The 16,381-nt window shown below is 41.1% G+C and carries 15 protein-coding genes; 12 read left to right on the forward strand and 3 right to left on the reverse strand.

Going from position 1 to position 16,381, the window contains the following annotated elements:
- Nucleotides 1-36 precede the first annotated feature (36 nt).
- From U9670_RS02975 to radA, 10 genes are all read left to right on the forward strand, one after another.
- Entirely contained in the window at nucleotides 37-879 is an 843-nt protein-coding gene (locus tag U9670_RS02975) for an undecaprenyl-diphosphate phosphatase (protein WP_323841314.1), read from the forward strand.
- A gap of 4 nt (nucleotides 880-883) precedes the next feature.
- Nucleotides 884-1,696: a class I SAM-dependent methyltransferase gene (locus U9670_RS02980; protein ID WP_323841315.1), complete on the forward strand. Its 813-nt coding sequence runs from the start codon at nucleotides 884-886 to the stop codon at nucleotides 1,694-1,696.
- Between the two features lie 14 nt (nucleotides 1,697-1,710).
- Complete coding sequence (locus U9670_RS02985) at nucleotides 1,711-1,977, forward strand: hypothetical protein (protein WP_323841316.1); 267 nt, start codon at nucleotides 1,711-1,713, stop codon at nucleotides 1,975-1,977.
- Nucleotides 1,978-1,995: 18 nt separating this feature from the next.
- Nucleotides 1,996-2,871: a 4-hydroxybenzoate octaprenyltransferase gene (gene ubiA / locus U9670_RS02990; RefSeq protein ID WP_323841317.1), complete on the forward strand. Its 876-nt coding sequence runs from the start codon at nucleotides 1,996-1,998 to the stop codon at nucleotides 2,869-2,871.
- 218 nt (nucleotides 2,872-3,089) lie between these two features.
- Nucleotides 3,090-4,067, forward strand: a complete 978-nt coding sequence (locus U9670_RS02995; RefSeq protein WP_323841318.1) for a KpsF/GutQ family sugar-phosphate isomerase — start codon at nucleotides 3,090-3,092, stop codon at nucleotides 4,065-4,067.
- 22 nt (nucleotides 4,068-4,089) lie between these two features.
- Entirely contained in the window at nucleotides 4,090-4,632 is a 543-nt protein-coding gene (locus U9670_RS03000) for a KdsC family phosphatase (RefSeq protein WP_323841319.1), read from the forward strand.
- Between the two features lie 59 nt (nucleotides 4,633-4,691).
- Nucleotides 4,692-5,267: an LPS export ABC transporter periplasmic protein LptC gene (gene lptC, locus U9670_RS03005; protein WP_323841320.1), complete on the forward strand. Its 576-nt coding sequence runs from the start codon at nucleotides 4,692-4,694 to the stop codon at nucleotides 5,265-5,267.
- A gap of 64 nt (nucleotides 5,268-5,331) precedes the next feature.
- Nucleotides 5,332-5,865 carry a lipopolysaccharide transport periplasmic protein LptA gene (lptA, locus tag U9670_RS03010; protein ID WP_323841321.1) on the forward strand — a complete coding sequence of 178 codons (534 nt, stop codon included), beginning with the start codon at nucleotides 5,332-5,334 and terminating at the stop codon, nucleotides 5,863-5,865.
- A 41-nt stretch (nucleotides 5,866-5,906) separates the two neighbouring features.
- Entirely contained in the window at nucleotides 5,907-6,638 is a 732-nt protein-coding gene (gene lptB / locus U9670_RS03015) for an LPS export ABC transporter ATP-binding protein (protein WP_323841322.1), read from the forward strand.
- Nucleotides 6,639-6,678: 40 nt separating this feature from the next.
- Nucleotides 6,679-8,100 (forward strand): DNA repair protein RadA, encoded by a 1,422-nt coding sequence (gene radA / locus U9670_RS03020; protein WP_323841323.1) that lies wholly within the window; start codon nucleotides 6,679-6,681, stop codon nucleotides 8,098-8,100.
- A 115-nt stretch (nucleotides 8,101-8,215) separates the two neighbouring features.
- Here radA and U9670_RS03025 read toward each other — a convergent pair whose 3' ends face one another.
- Together U9670_RS03025 and rodA are read right to left on the reverse strand one after the other, a co-directional pair.
- Nucleotides 8,216-8,806, reverse strand: a complete 591-nt coding sequence (locus U9670_RS03025; RefSeq protein WP_323841324.1) for a septal ring lytic transglycosylase RlpA family protein — start codon at nucleotides 8,804-8,806, stop codon at nucleotides 8,216-8,218.
- Nucleotides 8,807-9,253: 447 nt separating this feature from the next.
- Nucleotides 9,254-10,399 (reverse strand): rod shape-determining protein RodA, encoded by a 1,146-nt coding sequence (gene rodA, locus U9670_RS03030; RefSeq protein ID WP_323841325.1) that lies wholly within the window; start codon nucleotides 10,397-10,399, stop codon nucleotides 9,254-9,256.
- Between the two features lie 375 nt (nucleotides 10,400-10,774).
- Here rodA and U9670_RS03035 point away from each other — a divergent pair, with 375 nt between their 5' ends.
- Both U9670_RS03035 and U9670_RS03040 read left to right on the forward strand, forming a co-directional pair.
- Nucleotides 10,775-11,665: a D-Ala-D-Ala carboxypeptidase family metallohydrolase gene (locus tag U9670_RS03035; protein ID WP_323841326.1), complete on the forward strand. Its 891-nt coding sequence runs from the start codon at nucleotides 10,775-10,777 to the stop codon at nucleotides 11,663-11,665.
- 6 nt (nucleotides 11,666-11,671) lie between these two features.
- Nucleotides 11,672-12,436: a hypothetical protein gene (locus U9670_RS03040; protein WP_323841327.1), complete on the forward strand. Its 765-nt coding sequence runs from the start codon at nucleotides 11,672-11,674 to the stop codon at nucleotides 12,434-12,436.
- 19 nt (nucleotides 12,437-12,455) lie between these two features.
- Here U9670_RS03040 and U9670_RS03045 read toward each other — a convergent pair whose 3' ends face one another.
- Nucleotides 12,456-16,367 carry an AAA family ATPase gene (locus U9670_RS03045; protein WP_323841328.1) on the reverse strand — a complete coding sequence of 1,304 codons (3,912 nt, stop codon included), beginning with the start codon at nucleotides 16,365-16,367 and terminating at the stop codon, nucleotides 12,456-12,458.
- Between the last annotated feature and the right edge of the window lie 14 nt (nucleotides 16,368-16,381).

Below are 16,381 nucleotides of genomic sequence, written 5' to 3' on the forward strand. Positions count from 1 at the left end.
AATTAATAAAAATCAATCATATGAGTTAGAAAATTCATGGACATACTGTTGTTTATCAAAGCTGTTATCATGGGCATCGTTGAGGGTATTACAGAGTTTTTACCGATTTCTAGTACGGGCTACTTGATTTTATTTGGCGATATGATGGATTTTTGGAGCAAAGATAAGCGAGATTTGTTTATTGTAGTTATTCAGCTTGGGGCGATTTTGGCGGTCATCTATGACTATTGGGGTCGACTGTGGTCGGCATTTATGGGTCTGCTAACAGGCAGAGCGAATGGCATGAACAGCCCCAGAGGGCTTGGTGGTGCACTCATCATCGCCACCATACCTGTCATGGTCATGGGTTTTGCATTCAAAGACTTGATCACAACAATGCTATTTCATCCGCTCATTGTGGCAACCATGCTCATTATCGGTGCGTTGTTCATCATGTATGTTGAAAAACGCCCACGACCCATTAAGGTAATGGAAGCTGAACAAATGGATTTTAAAACAGCTCTAAAAATTGGTTTGGTCCAATGTCTTGCACTCATTCCCGGCACTTCTCGTTCTGGGGCGACCATCATCGGTGCATTATGGTTTGGTGCGTCCCGAAAGGCAGCAACTGAATTTTCATTTTTTTTGGGCATTCCTGTGCTTGTTGGTGCGGCCTTGCTGGATTTATTGGATAAAAAACAAGCGTTGCAAACAGGGCAAGATTGGGTGATTTTGGGCTTGGGAGTGGTGGTCTCATTCATTGTGGCATTGCTTTGTATTCGCTTTATGGTAACTTGGGTGTCTAAGAGGGATTTTATGATTTTTGCTTATCTGCGTATCCTGACAGGCGTGGTTGTTCTGCTGATGTATTTTATGTTTGGCTATCAGGTTCAAGGTTAAACTGATGGAGATTTTGGTTGTCGGAACCAATCAAGATGATGAATTGATTTTTGATAAATTGCAGTTCATCAATCAGACAAAGGCACTAAATTTGGCTTTGTCGTTTCATGCTTTGCCAAAGCTGAGCAACAAATTCATTTTGTCGTTATCTGGTGAGTGTGATGACAAAACCATCATCGCCATCATCAAAAATACGCCTACTTTAATTAAGATTGACAATGGCGATATTGTCAAATCTTATTTGAATTGGCCGTCTTTAACCAAGCGTATTGTTACGGCTGGACGCAAATCCGAGCTGATTTTACAAGTGTGTAAATTAAATGCTGGCATGAGTGCGATAGACGGCACGGCAGGATTTGGGCATGATGGGCTGATTTTGGCGAGCACAGGAGCAAGTGTGGCAATGATTGAGCAAAACCCACTTGTTGCTTTGTTGTTATTTTATGAATATGATGTGATGAATGCTCATGTAAACTGGCAAAAATTACTTGGTAGAATCAGCATTCATCACGGTGATTTTTTAGATTTTAGTTTTTTACAAAATTTGCCAAAAGTGGATTTGGTATATCTTGACCCCATGTTTCCTTCTGCCAGCTATTCAGCAAAAGTCAATAAAAATATGCAGCTGCTCCATGGGCTAGTGGTTGCACCAAGCATTGATGATGAGCAAAATTTTTTATCTTTTGCCAAATCTAGATTAAATGATGATGGAAAAGTGGTGGTAAAACGCCCAGTTTTTGCACCACATTTGTCAAACCAATATCCAGCCCAAAGCGTGGCAAATGATGCGATTCGTTTTGATAAATATGACAAATAAAAAAGGAGATATCCATGCAGTATGAGTATTTGGTGTTGTTTGTTGTGCTTGTCATGACTTGGCAGAATTTTTCATTAAGACGCAAAATCAAACAGTTGTGGCAAGCGATGGATAAAAGTAAATATATCGCTCGCTATACCGAGTTGGTTCATCAGCACAAAGACCAAATGAAGGCGGTTAAGTCATTGCGTCAGGAGTTTAGCGAATTAAACCTATTGCAGGCGGTGGAGGTCAGTAAATTTGCCCATCACCAGATGGATAATAAGCCTGATAAAAGCTAAGATGAAAGAGCGATAAACATGACCTTTAGACAAAAACTGATTGCATGGCTACAATTAACACGCTTTGATAAACCTGTGGGGACGGAGCTTTTGCTGTACCCAACCTTATGGTCGTTGTTCTTGGCAAACGCAGAGCTTGGTAAGTTGCCAGATATTGAGCGCATACTGATTTTTGCACTTGGGGCGGTGTTCATGCGTGCGGCAGGTTGTGCGATTAATGATTTTGCTGACCGAAAGGTTGATGGCAAGGTCAAACGCACCAAAGACCGTCCGCTTGTTGATGGGCGGTTGTCTGCCAAGACAGCGGTGATAACTTTTTTGGGGTTGTCTTTGCTTTGTGCTTGCTTGTTGTTTTTTCTGCCCATTCAGGTGTTTTATTGGTCGCTTGGGGCGTTGCTATTGGCTTTTATTTATCCGTTCATGAAGCGTCATACGCACCTACCACAGGTTGTCTTGGCAGCAGCATTCGGCTGGGCTGTTCCGATGGCATATGTGGCGACATTGGGCCATGTCAGTGTGTGGGGCTGGGTGTTGTTTGTGGCTTATATGTGTTGGACGGTGGCGTATGATACCGAATATGCGATGTGCGATCGAGATGATGATGTTAAAATTGGTGTAAAATCTACTGCCATTTTATTTGGTCGCTATGATGTGATGGCGATTATGATGTTGATGATGGTGTTTTTGATACTGATGGCATTATCGTTCATGTATTATTTTGGTCTGTGGGCAAAATGGTTGTTACTCCCTGTGCTTGGTTTGTTTGTTTATCAGTACTTACTTATTCAAAAAAAACAAAGACTAGATTGCTTTAAGGCCTTTCGCCACAACGCATGGGTGGGGCGTTATGTCTTTTTAGTCACAGTCATTGTGTGTGTTTGGCTTTTTGGCTAGAAACGGCCTTTAAATTACTTGGTTTTTGGTCATACATGGTCTAAAAAATTGGGGCTAATTGACCGAAAATGTATTTAAATATGATATGATGAGCCATTGATTCTTTGTGAAAAAAGCCTAAAATAACTAAGATAAAAAGCCTAAAATCTTAAAAATAAAACAACCAATTCTTAAAATTTGATTTTAAGTTTTATAAAAAAAGCCAATTTGGTGAGCGTATGAATACAGCAAATAATCACAATACAGATTTTCTTACAAATGCGATGAACGCCATTCGTACCGAACAGCGTGCTTTGGATTTGCTTATTGAAGAGCTTGATGAGCGATTTGTTGAAGCGTGCAAGGTGATTTTGGCGTGCAATAGGCGTGTGGTCGTTACTGGCATGGGTAAGAGCGGACATATCGGGCGTAAGATTGCCGCAACGCTTGCCTCAACAGGCACGCCTGCTTTTTTTATACACCCAGCAGAGGCAGGGCATGGTGATTTGGGTATGCTGGTCAAAGGCGATGTCTTGATTGCCATTTCAAATTCTGGTGAGTCAGATGAGATTCGCATGCTTATCCCTGTGGTAAAGCAGTTAAATATCCCACTCATCAGCATCAGCCGTGATCAGCGAGGATTTTTGCCGAAGTCTGCTGACATTGTACTGACTTTGGGGAAATCCGAAGAGGCTTGTCCACTCGGACTTGCACCGACTTCTAGTACAACAGCAACACTGGCACTTGGCGATGCACTTGCGGTGGCGTTGCTTCACGCTCGTGGGTTTACCAGTCATGATTTTGCCTTGTCTCACCCAGCGGGAGCATTGGGGCGAAAGCTGCTGACAAAAGTACAAGACTTGATGCATTCGGAGAACTTGCCTGTGGTGAATGAATCTGCAAGTTTGCATGAAACTTTGTTGGTGATGACAGCAGGCAGATTGGGTTTGGCAGTCATTGTTAATGCTAATCATGATGTGGTTGGGGTGTTTACCGATGGTGATTTACGCCGAAAACTTGCTGAGCATACCGATTTGTCAGTACAAATTGCCAGCATCATGACACGCACGCCTAAATCTACCACAAGTGAGATGCGTGTGTCAGATGCTTTGACCATGATGAATGAACACAGTATTGGTCAGCTTTTGGTGCTTGATGGTGGTAAGTTGCAAGGCGTACTAAGCATTCATGATGTGATCAAGGCAGGCGTGAGCTAAAATCAAAAAAATGGAAAATCAAATGAACGACACCAAGATTGTACCAAATGCTGTACTAGATAAGGCCAAAAAAATCAAACTCTTTGCCATGGATGTTGATGGCATCTTATCTGATGGCAAAATCATCTATAATTCTTATGATGTTGAAACCAAAGCTTTTCATGTGCAAGATGGCATGGGATTGGTGGCATTAAAAGAAATGGGCATCATCCTTGCCATCATTACAGGGCGTACATCACCGATGGTTGCTCGTCGTGCAACTGAGCTTGGTATTCATCATGTGGTACAAGGGCGTGATGATAAGTTTGTGGCACTTTCTGCTTTGGCAGAACAATTGGGATTTTCCTTAGAAGAATGTGCTTATATGGGTGATGATTGGCCTGATTTGAAGGCAATTGATGAGGCAGGCCTTGGTGTGAGCGTGCCAAATGGTGCAGATATTGTTCAGCAAGTTGCTGATGTCGTTACCATAAAAAAAGGTGGTGATGGGGCGGTCAGAGAAGTGTGCGAGTTGATATTAAAAGCACAGGGTAAATATGATGATTTTATTCAGCGATTTTTATGACTGACCAGCAAAAAATATGATTGACTAACAAAAAATAGTGTAAAAATAGCGATGACTGCATGAATGTTAGAATTTTAAGTGTGCTTGGTGTGTTGGTGATGATGGTAGTAGCTTGGTTTTTTTACCAAGAAGATACTAAGTTTGCTTCGGTTGCTCCAATCAAGCCTAATGTGGCATATGAAGTCAATGAGATTAGGGCGGTACAGACCAATGAAAAGACAGGCGATGTTGAGTACACTTTGACGGCTGATTCACTTGTGCAAAATGCTGCTGGTGAAGACGAGATGCTTGATGCCGTCTTAAACTGGCAGGTGCCACAAGGTGAGAAATATGTCATTACTACTAAGCGTATCACGCTTGACCAATACACGGGTAATTTAAAGATTTCAGATGGTTTTGTGATGATGCGAATGGCTACTGATACCAAGCTAGCACTTGTTTTTGAGGGTCGTACGCTGTTTGGTAATGTCAAATCGCGTCAATTGACAAGCAATGAGTCTTTGTTGGTAAAAAATGGTAAAGATGAGTTTTATGCTGCTAAAATGACAGCCGACTTAAATTTGGGTGAATATGAATTTAGCAAAATAAAAATGCAATATCATGCCATTGAACGCAAGGATAAATCATTGTTTTAATTGATTTTTGATGGTTAAAAATGCCAATGATTCATTTAAAAATTTATAAAAATTGAGAAAATTTATGACAATTAATCATACCTTCATTAAGCCTGTACTTATTGCGAGTGTGCTTGGTTTACCATTGGTGATTGGTATTGCTAATGCTTTGCCATCTGATGCCAATCAGCCAATCCGTCTGCTTGCTGATCGTGCCACCTATGTTGAACGCACGGGTGTAACGACCTATTCTGGCAATGTTAGTATTGAGCAAGGAACGCTCAAAATCACCGCTGACGATATTACACTCAGCCTAAGCAATGATCGCAAAATAACAAACGCTGTTGCCACAGGGAAACCATCTGTTTTTCAGCAGGCCATCAGCCAAAAGCAAGGGCTTGCCAAAGGTCAGGCGACTCGCATTGATTATGATGCAAAGACAGGTATTGTAACTTTGGCTGGCAATGCTAAACTTACCCAAGCAGGCTCAAGCTTCTCGGGAGATACCATTCGTTATAGTCTAAAAGCAGGTGATGTAGAGGCTAACTCGGGTCGTGGTCAGCGTGTAGAATTGGTATTTCCACCAAGTGCCAGCAGTTCACAACAAAGCCTGCGTTAGTTTTATTCATTATCTTTAAAAGGTTTTTTTTAAGGAAAATTATGTCAGATATGGCCTTAAAAATGCGTCATTTGGGCAAGCGTTATGGTGAGCGTTGGGTGGTCAAAGATGTATCCTTTGAAATCTGGCAAGGTCAGGTGGTGGGTATTTTGGGTCCAAACGGTGCAGGCAAAACAACCAGTTTTTATATGGTCATTGGACTGGTGCCAATGGACAAAGGTCAAGTGATGCTTGGCGATGTTGATTTGTCTAAAAAACCCATGCACCAAAGAGCTACACAGGGCATTGGTTATCTGCCCCAAGAAGCGTCAATTTTTAGAAAGCTTACCATTGAGCAAAATATCCTATCTGTGTTGCAAATGCGTCAAGACTTGGATAAAAAGGGTCAATTGCAAGAACTTGAAAAGCTCATACAAGAATTTTATCTAGAACATGTGCGTCATTCGCTTGGCATGAGTGTTTCAGGTGGTGAGCGTCGTCGTTGTGAGATTGCTCGTGCCTTGGCAAGCAACCCAAAGTTTATCCTGCTTGATGAGCCTTTTGCGGGTGTAGATCCTATCTCCGTAGGTGACATCAAAGAAGTCATCAATGCCCTAAAAGAGCGTGGCATTGGTGTTCTTATCACCGATCATAATGTGCGTGAGACTTTATCGATCTGTGAAAAAGCTTATATTGTCTCTGAGGGTGCCATCATTGCTGAAGGATCACCACATGATATTTTGGAGAATGATTTGGTGCAAAAAGTTTATTTGGGCAAAGATTTTACTGTTTAGTTGGAAAAAATCATCAGATACTTGTTAAATTTGGGATAAAATGTCAAAAAAATCATCATCTTATGTCTGCCAATCTTGTGGTGCAAGTTTTGGCAAATGGTCTGGTCAGTGTGCCGACTGTGGTGAATGGAATTCGCTTGTTGAGGCACCAGACATTGCCATGCCGCATCATAAACACAAAGTTGCCAAAAAATCCACCACCAAAAATGCCAACTATGCAGGTGCGGTCTCTGGTGTGATGAATCTTGATGAAGTGGGTGTAACGATTGAAACACGCATGCCAACTGGAATTGGCGAGTTTGATCGTGTGTTGGGCGGTGGTCTGGTTGCAGGCTCGGTGGTGTTGATTGGTGGCGATCCAGGTATTGGTAAATCCACCATCTTATTGCAGACTGCCACTAATATGGCCAGTAGTGATTCTTTGGCAGGTTCAGCGCTTTATATCACGGGCGAAGAAAGTTTATCTCAGGTCGCCATGCGTGCCAAAAGGCTTGGTTTGCCCACCGATCGCCTCAGGGTGCTCGCTGAGACCAATGTTGATGCCATTTGTTTGGCATTGTCCACCGAACAGCCTGCTGTTGCCATCATTGACTCTATTCAGACCTTATTTACTGATGTAATACAGTCTGCACCTGGGGGCGTGGCTCAGATTCGTGAGTCGGCAGCGATTTTGACACGCTATGCCAAACAATCAGGTACAGCACTGTTTTTGGTAGGTCATGTTACCAAAGAAGGGGCGCTTGCTGGCCCAAGAGTGCTTGAACACATGGTTGATGCCGTGCTATATTTTGAGGGTGAAAGTGATTCTCGGTTTCGTATGATTCGTGCGGTAAAAAATCGTTTTGGTGCGGTCAATGAGCTGGGTATTTTTGGCATGACGGATATGGGGCTAAAGGAGGTTGCCAATCCGTCAGCGATATTTTTAAGCCGTTATGAGCGACCGATTGCAGGCTCGGTGGTGATGGTCAGTCGAGAAGGTACTAGACCGCTGTTGGTTGAGGTGCAGGCACTTGTTGATGATGCACATGCCCAGCCACGGCGTATGGCACTTGGGTTGGACTATCAACGCCTATCTATGTTGCTTGCGGTCATGCATCGTCATGGCGGTATTTATACGAATGGTCAAGATGTCTATGTCAATGTCGTAGGCGGTGTCAAAGTTATGGAAACTGGTTCAGATTTGGCAGTGCTACTTGCTTGTGCATCAAGTTTAAGGGAAAAAGCTTTGCCGCCTCGCCTTGCGGTTTTTGGTGAAGTGGGGTTGTCTGGAGAGATTCGCCCTGTACCAAATGGTCAAGAGCGTCTAAGAGAGGCGATGAAGCACGGTTTTACGCACGCCATCATTTCTAGGGCCAATGCACCAAAAGCTGATAGCGACCAATTTTATGGCATTCAAGTCATTGCGGTAGATCGGCTTGATGATGCAATCAACCATGCTTTTGATTTGGCATCATCAATATAATTTGATAACTTTGCTATGCCACTTGCCTTAACAAGTAACTAAAATATAAAAAAATAAACCTAAAGCTAGGTTTGTTTTTTTATGATTAAAATATGATTAAAGAATACCGATTTGACTATGACTCATCAAGTCGCTCAATCACAACATTGCCTGAGCCACGCTGGGTTAGCCCGATTGCTTTGGCGGCACCATAAGACAGATCAAGCACACGGTCGCCATGAAATGGACCACGGTCATTAATTCTTACGACAACCGACTTACCATTGTCTTTGTTGGTTACTCTGATATAACAGTTGAGTGGCAACGAGCGATGTGCAGCAGTGAGTGCATTCATATCAAAAGTGTCGCCACTGGCGGTTTTTTTACCATGAAATTGGCGACCATACCAAGATGCCAAACCTGTTTGCTTAAACTTGTTTACTGTATTAGAGGCGACAGCTGTTAGTTTTTCTAGGACAGGGTCATCTTTTTTAGGTGCGGTGTTGGTTTTGGTAGGGTTGGTAGCTTGCACCAATAGTGGACTGCTTAGTGTCAGTGATGTTGGCTGACGAGTTGATTTGATCAGACTTGATGCACCATTGTGCTGTCGAGTCAGCTCGCTTAACACTTGGTCAATGTTGGTGCTTGCACTATCTTCTGCAAGTGCTGGCATGGCACATATACAAAAGATGCTTGTGCTTAGCAAGTACTTGGTGATGTGTTTCATAACAACCTCTTTTGAGTATTTTGTGAGCAATCCTAGCAAATCATCTGGCAAGATAGCATGCCAAATATCAAGTTTACACAAATAGGATTGTCTCATATAGACTTATTCATACAGACACAGACTTATTAACTTTGAAACTTAGCGTACAAATCCACACTGTCCATGATAAATCTATTTTATCAATATGGGGATGAATGCTAAAAAAATCAATGAATTAAGGCGTTTGTCTGTGATAAGCAAGTCAATCTAAGAAAGTGGAAAAAAAATGAGCATTATATCCAAACCTCTATATTAAGAGCATACCCATTTTATCCATGCTTTTCTTATGGTTATATATTAGCATGATTAAAATAAATTACAAGTATATTAAATGTATAAAAATCATATGGTTGTATAAAAAATTTGGTAAATCATATCGGTAGAGGGCTTTATCATCAGTTATTATTGCTAGCTGTTTTTGTGTGTGTGGGTGTGTATGCAAGTGAGTAATCCAAATCCTGCCATCAGTGTGATGATTGCTGTACCGCCATAACTGATGAATGGTAAGGGGACCCCCACGACGGGTAAAATACCGCCAACCATACCAACATTGACAAATACATAAATAAAAAATGACATTGAAAGAGCCCCTGCCAACAAGCGACAATAAGGGTCTGGATTGACAAGAGCAATATACAACGCCCGAGCCAGTAGACATAAATAAAATATCATGAGTAAAGATACACCTGCCAAGCCAAACTCTTCACTAAAAGCAGCAATGATAAAATCTGTATGGCCTTCGGGTAAAAAATGCAAATGCGATTGAGTGCCTTCAAGATAACCTTTGCCTGTCATGCCACCTGAACCAATGGCAATTTTAGATTGGGTGATGTTCCAGCCTGAGCCAAGCATATCTGCTTCGGGATTGAGTAGAGTAAGTACACGAGTTTTTTGATAGTCGTGCATGATAAATTGCCACATGATTGCTATCGCAGGTATGCTTAGTAATACTGTTGAGCCAATCATCCACCATGGCAAGCCTGCCAAAAATAGCACAAAAATTCCGCTAGATGCTACCAATAATGATGTACCAAGGTCTGGTTCTTTGGCAATGAGTACAACAGGCAACAAAATAATCCCAAGAGTGATGCCAACTGTCTTAATGGTCGGTGGTAATTCTTTGTCAGACAGATACCATGCACACATCATGGGCATACCCAGCTTCATGAATTCAGATGGTTGCACACTGCCAAAACCTGGAATGCGAATCCAGCGTTGTGCCCCCATACGCACCTCACCAATTAACTCCACCAAAATGAGTAAAACCACACCTATGGCATAAAAAATAGGTGTGAAAGTGCGATAAAAACTTGGCGGAATTTGTGCCATACCAATCATCACCGTAAAGGCAATACCAAAACTCACCATTTGCCGAACCACCATGGACATGTCTTGTGTTGATGCACTATACAGTACGGTCAGCCCAATAAAGCAAATTGCCATTAAGAGCAAAGTGAGCCATGGGTCAATATGTAAACGCTGCCAAATGCTTGGTTCTAGGTCTCTTCTTAGGTGGTGGCTTTGGCGTGAAAATCTATATTGTTGATTGGTCATGGTGGGTGCAGGATAAATAAAACTATGATTAAGTTAAGTTTTTAAATTTTAGGGCGTTGTTAAACAAAGATACTTTTTTATGTTTTTGATTCGTCTTGGGACAAATTTAACTTTTAAAGTATGTATCTGATGTTTTTTAAAACTTAATAGTTTAACTGATTTTGATACAATTTAATAGTTATTTGATGATAGGCTGGCGTGTTGCATTTGCTTTTGTATGATTTTTTTTAGATGAGTGAGGTTAAAGGGATTGTTAGATGGGTTGCTTTATTGATTTTATTGAACTAAAATTTTTGTGTAAATTGCCAAAACTGTAAAAATAACCTACAATAATGAAAATTAAAGTGTCATTGAAATATGATCAAGGTTATGACCATGAAAAATGATAAAAAAAGTCGTGATGAACGTGGCATGACGGGCATAATAAGTAAGGTGCAAAAACCATTTGTCAGCACGACCTTGTTGTCTGCTGTGTTATCATCTGTATTGATGATGATGCCTGCTTGCACGCAAAGTATGCCTGTCTTGCAAAGTCAAGGTGGTAAAAGAGTGCAAGCCATCAAGACCATCAAAGTTGTGCAAAAAGATCAAAACATCACGCCCAGCCAGCTGTATGTTGATCACAATCACAATCACAATCACAATCACAATCACAATCACGACCATAACCATGATATTCCTAGAAATGTCGGTACAAAGGCAGATTTTGATGCATGGCTTGCGTTACACCCTCATGTTGCACCACAAGTGGCTGAGTATGAGCAATATTTGACCAGTCGTTTGGGGTTGGGTCAGCTGCCGCCAATGTATGAGCTTTTAACAACAGCACGCTCATGGCAAGAATGTGGACATGAGCCATACGAAGTGCCACCCCGTGCTTTGTGGGATGCGATGATTCCAACCATCATATTGTTTAATGATTTGCGACTTAATGGTATTTTGCCTGACAATACGCATATTCGTTCGGTGTATCGTAGCCCTGATTTAAACCGCTGTGCTGGTGGGGCGGTCAGCAGTAAGCACATGACTAATGGTGCGATGGATATCTGGGTGCCTAATATTGATATGGGTAGTCATGAGATGTTTCAATTGCAAAATAGATTATGTGAATATTGGCTGTTTAATGGTAAGTTGTATGAGTTTGGCTTGGGGTTGTATGCTACAGGGGCGATTCATTTGGATACGCAAGGATACCGCAAATGGGGTGCTCAATTTTCCGAAAATCACTCCATTTGCCGTATTACGCCCTCAAAATTGGACGAATGATTCATGATGAACCAGCAATCTGTCATTGCCCAGCAAGTATATATTTTGAGAAATTTTGGTGTAACGCATTGGGTGCAAAAAGACACGCTTGGCATTGTGGTTTTTCCTTATTGTGCTGACCGTTTTCATAAAAATATTGATGACAATACAAAAAATGACAATACAAAAGATGTTGCCAGCACAACAAAATCATTAATACAATCATTGGGTAAGTCTAGCGAATCTATTTTGATTGATTTAAAGCGACCTGTAAAAGCAGTGGTTGCTGGTCAATCATCGGCTTTGCCCAATGATGGCTTGGATAAAGCTGTTAAAAATACTCCTCAAAATGATATTGCCAGCACCCCAGATCAAACAAAAACTGACACGCCTATCAAATATGAGCTTGAAGGGATTCGGGTGGGTGATTGGGTATTGATGGTTGATGTAATGACAACGCAACATGAAGAACGGTCAATATGGCTATCATTAAAATCAGCAATGTCTAATTGGGCAACTCAAAATGAGCAATTGTTTGGCACTCATCGCATCAGCTATCCGATGAATGATGAGATGAAAGTTTCACCCACTCTTGCCCAAAAGTGCTTAGATGGCTTTGTGTTGCGTTTGCAGATGCTTGGGGATTTTACCCAAAAGGTGGCATTTTTAAATGTCCTGCCCGATGGTGTAGACTATTTTGGTGAAACGATGCCATTGCCAAGCTTAACTCAGATGAATGATGATGGCAACTTAAAAAAATTATTGTGGCAACAGGTGGTTGGCGGTCATTGACAATACTGATATTGACAAATCAGACACTGTCAGATGAGCTTACTCCCAATCCAGACAGTCGGCTTGTGCCATTATTGCCTTTGTGAACGATAATTTGTGTGCCAATGCGTTCTTTTAGGTTGGTAACATGGGAAATGATGCCAATCATTTTACCCTCATCTTGTAGGGCGGAGAGTGTATCAAGTGCAATATCTAGGGTCTCTTCGTCCAATGTGCCAAATCCTTCATCTAAAAATAACGAATCAATGCGGATGTTCTCGCTACTCATCATGGATAACCCAAGTGCAAGTGCTAGGCTGATGATGAAGCTCTCACCGCCAGATAAGTTTTTGGTGCTGCGTTCTTCGTTGCCTTGCTGTGTGTCTATGACATGGATTTCTAAAAGTTTATCATCATGACCACGGCATAGAATATAGCGTTCATTCATGCGTGCTAACACTTCATTGGCATAAAAAAGCATCATCTCAAGCGTCAGACCTTGCACAAAGTTGCGGTATTTTTTGCCATCTGCTGAGCCGATGAGTTCGTTTAATTTTGCCCAGATTTCAATATCCTGCTTTTTTTGGTCGATAAGTTTGGTCAGCTCAGAGTGCTTGGTGCGGTCATGATGAGCATTACTTAGGCATTGTTGGTTTTTGCCTAAGTTTTGTAATAATGCACACTCTTTGTTATGTATCAATTCTTTGCGTTGATACAACTCATCAAGCCCATCGTCTGTTTCGATGCTGTCATTTAATCTGGATAAATTCTCTTGCTCCCAAGCAAGACTGTCTGTGGTTTTTTTGATGGCATAGCAAAGTGCCTCAGCCTGTTCGCTTAGCATGATTCTCTCATTATTATCAAGCCTTGATGCCAAAAATTGTGCCTCATTGGCAAAGCCCTTGTTGGTTAAGGCGATGTCAAATTGTCTTGCTTTTTCATTGATGTCTTGATTGAGTTCTTCTAGATGATCTTCTAATATTTTTAATCGCTCGCTCAATGATGCAACGCCATGCTCGTGTTTGTGTAGCTCGGTAAGGCCGCGATGATAGTCTGTACTAATATTATTCACACGCTCTTTTAGTAGCATGGCTTCATCATCAACATTTTTTGTGCCAAATAAGGCAAATCGTGCTTGATTGAGCTGATGTATGTCATCGGACAGTTTTTGAATGCTTGTGTGGATATCTTGTTTGGCTTGTGTCAGATCTTGTTGTTTTTGTGTCTGATGGTCAATGTGAATGATGATGCCATCAAGCTGGCGTTCAAGCTGTTGTTTGTGTGCAACTTGAGCCTGACGGTCTTGGTATTTTTTATTAATATTATCAATTTTTTCTAAAATGTCTTGATTGATTTTCATCAGCTCATCATCAACAGCTTGGTTGTGTCGCAATGATACTTTTGTCATGTCTGAAATATCTGCCAGCAGAACAAAATCAAGCAACTGATTAAAATTTGTCAAATTTCCCCAATCTTTTGTATTCTCCAGATTTTCTAAGCTGAATTCATCTACACTTAATTTTCCTTGATGTTCGGTATTGCTCATTTGCTCAAAAACAGATGCCATTTTGGCTAAGCTGTCTTGAATCATAAGGCAAGTTTTGGTTAATTGCGTCCAATGATTATCAAAGTTTTTCTTGTGTAGTTCAATTTGTTTTTTGAGTAATTCACCGTCTTGCTGAATGCTATGAGATTGCTCTTTGTTTCGGCTGATGTCGTTGAGTATGTTTTTTAATGACGGCTCAATATTTTTAAAATCTTTTAGTTTGACACTAATTTGGTGCATTTGGTTATTGACGATACTGTCTAGCTGAGCGAGCAGTTGTGCATTGATACCATCTAACTCAAATCCAAAATGCTGACAAAGTGGCATGATTTGAATGCCAAGAGTGCTTACTTTTTGTGTTAGTACTGGTGTTTTTTCTTGTAGGTCTTGCAAATTTTTATGTAGATTTTCTAAATTGTTATCATTGATGAGATTGGCTTGAATGGCAATTTGCAGTTCGTCATTTAGTGTTTTGATTTTATCGCTGGTCTGCTTGATGGCATTGGTTGTGTCATCATTTGTGGTGGGTATTGGGCTGTTTTTATAAGGGTGATTGGTTGCTCCACACAATGGGCAGGGCTGCCCGTTTTCTAGGTTTTGTAGCCGTTTTTGTAAGGTTTGAACTTCAATTTGCAAGGCGTGATTGTGTTCTAAGGCAATCAGTATGTTTTCTTCTTGGGTGATTTTCTTTTGTGTGTTATTGATTTGAGATTTAAGTTCTTGTGATGTCTTTTGCATCTTGATGATTTTGACTTGGCAGTCATCGATATGAGCCTCATGAATATTAAGCTCGTCTTGTGCTGCAAGTAGTGAGTCAAGGGTAAGACGCAATTGAGTGCAAAGATGGCTGTCTTGATTAAGCGATGCGTCATATTGTAAAATCGCCTCACCATCAATGGGTGTGGGTAAGTTTGACAGCAGGGTAAACTTTTGTTCTAGTTCGGCAAATTGTGTCTGATGAGCATCAAGTTTGGTTTTATTTTGGCGGTAGTGATGACGCTTTTGTTCAAGTTCGGCATTTAATGTATGAAAGGAGACTAAGTCATCGCTTAGCGTGGCTTGGGATTGTGATAGTTGAATGATTTGACGATGAAATTCTGCTTGATGGGCAGTCATTGCACCTAAAAGCTGAGCGTTATTGCTGGGCTGTTCGTTGATGTTGATTTGTGCCAGTTTGCTCTTAATGTCTTGTTTGGATTGATTGTGTTTGGCAAGATTTGTGGTAATGGCTTCTAGGTCTTTTGCGTATTTATCATCATCACTTTGTAATTGTAAAAGCTGGTCATTTGCACGACCAATCTGCCCATCAAGTTTACGCACTTGGTCAAAGATGGGTAAGTATTTTTGTTCTTCATCTTGAATGCGATGTAGTGATTTTTCGGCAAATGATTTTTGTTCAAGGCTTATCTTTACCTGATTTTTGGCGGTTTTTAGGGCTTGATGTAGTTGTTTTTGTTCTGTTTGACCGTGGTTTTGTTGCTGTCTTAGGTGTGATAAAGTGGCATGACTGCTTTCTAATTCAAAGGCTTTTTTGGCATTGTCCAAAATGATGAACTTGTCATGAAAGCTGTCAAAATTTTGCTGATGAGTGGTTAGGGATTTGTGCAGTTCACAAATTTTCTGCTCGCAATCACGCTTGTACTCAAGCTGTTTGATGTGCTGTTCGGTGGTAGATAGTGTTTGTTTGAGTGCAGACAAGGTGGTTTTGTCGGTGGTGATGGTACTGCTAAGCTGATGAAATTCTTCATCATTCATGATTTTTAGGTCGGTTAATTTATCTTGTAAACTAATGAGTGCAAGGCGTTTAGATTTTTCAGTTTCAAAGGCTTTGATGCCAATTTTGGCATAGATTTCTGTGCCTGTGATCTGTTCTAATATTTCGCCTTTTTCGCCAGCATCTGCTTTTAAAAATGCTGCAAAATTACCTTGTGCAAGCATGACCGAGCGGGTAAATTGCTCAAAGTTCATACACATGATTTCTAAGGTTTTTTTGTCGCATAGGCTTGGCTTGGTTTCTAAAATTTTGCCATGGTTGTCGCCTGCGTGTTTGATTTGGCTAATCTCTCTGCGAATGGCTTGTAATTTGCCGTCTGCTTTACCACCTGCTCGTCTTTGTTGCCAAGTAAATCGATAACAGTCATTGTTTATTTGAATCTCAACTTGCGCCATGCATTCACCAGCACCAATGCTCATCAGCTCGTTGTGTGCGGTGCTGATTTGCTTAATGCGAGGGGTTTGTCCATAAATAGCAAGGCAAATTGCGTCCAAAATCGTTGTTTTGCCTGCACCTGTCTGCCCAATGATGGCAAAAATACCATCTCTGACAAAAGTGTCGTGGGTAAAATTGATGTGCCAAGAACCTTTTAGGGAGTTAAGATTGGTTAATGCTAGGCTTAAAATTTTCATGATTGGTGATAAAA

Origin of the sequence: Moraxella tarda, from assembly GCF_035181405.1 — a bacterium.
In the GTDB taxonomy this organism is placed as follows: domain Bacteria; phylum Pseudomonadota; class Gammaproteobacteria; order Pseudomonadales; family Moraxellaceae; genus Moraxella.

Bases quoted from the DNA above. Each gene is read 5' to 3' on its own strand.
- lptA (WP_323841321.1), top strand. From the start codon at position 5,332: ATGACAATTAATCATACCTTCATTAAGCCTGTACTTATTGCGAGTGTG.
- ubiA (WP_323841317.1), top strand. From the start codon at position 1,996: ATGACCTTTAGACAAAAACTGATTGCATGGCTACAATTAACACGCTTT.
- U9670_RS02975 (WP_323841314.1), top strand. From the start codon at position 37: ATGGACATACTGTTGTTTATCAAAGCTGTTATCATGGGCATCGTTGAG.
- U9670_RS03045 (WP_323841328.1), bottom strand. From the start codon at position 16,367: ATGAAAATTTTAAGCCTAGCATTAACCAATCTTAACTCCCTAAAAGGT.
- U9670_RS03035 (WP_323841326.1), top strand. From the start codon at position 10,775: ATGAAAAATGATAAAAAAAGTCGTGATGAACGTGGCATGACGGGCATA.
- radA (WP_323841323.1), top strand. From the start codon at position 6,679: ATGTCAAAAAAATCATCATCTTATGTCTGCCAATCTTGTGGTGCAAGT.
- U9670_RS03025 (WP_323841324.1), bottom strand. From the start codon at position 8,806: ATGAAACACATCACCAAGTACTTGCTAAGCACAAGCATCTTTTGTATA.
- lptB (WP_323841322.1), top strand. From the start codon at position 5,907: ATGTCAGATATGGCCTTAAAAATGCGTCATTTGGGCAAGCGTTATGGT.
- U9670_RS02985 (WP_323841316.1), top strand. From the start codon at position 1,711: ATGCAGTATGAGTATTTGGTGTTGTTTGTTGTGCTTGTCATGACTTGG.
- U9670_RS03040 (WP_323841327.1), top strand. From the start codon at position 11,672: ATGAACCAGCAATCTGTCATTGCCCAGCAAGTATATATTTTGAGAAAT.
- rodA (WP_323841325.1), bottom strand. From the start codon at position 10,399: ATGACCAATCAACAATATAGATTTTCACGCCAAAGCCACCACCTAAGA.
- U9670_RS03000 (WP_323841319.1), top strand. From the start codon at position 4,090: ATGAACGACACCAAGATTGTACCAAATGCTGTACTAGATAAGGCCAAA.
- U9670_RS02995 (WP_323841318.1), top strand. From the start codon at position 3,090: ATGAATACAGCAAATAATCACAATACAGATTTTCTTACAAATGCGATG.
- lptC (WP_323841320.1), top strand. From the start codon at position 4,692: ATGAATGTTAGAATTTTAAGTGTGCTTGGTGTGTTGGTGATGATGGTA.
- U9670_RS02980 (WP_323841315.1), top strand. From the start codon at position 884: ATGGAGATTTTGGTTGTCGGAACCAATCAAGATGATGAATTGATTTTT.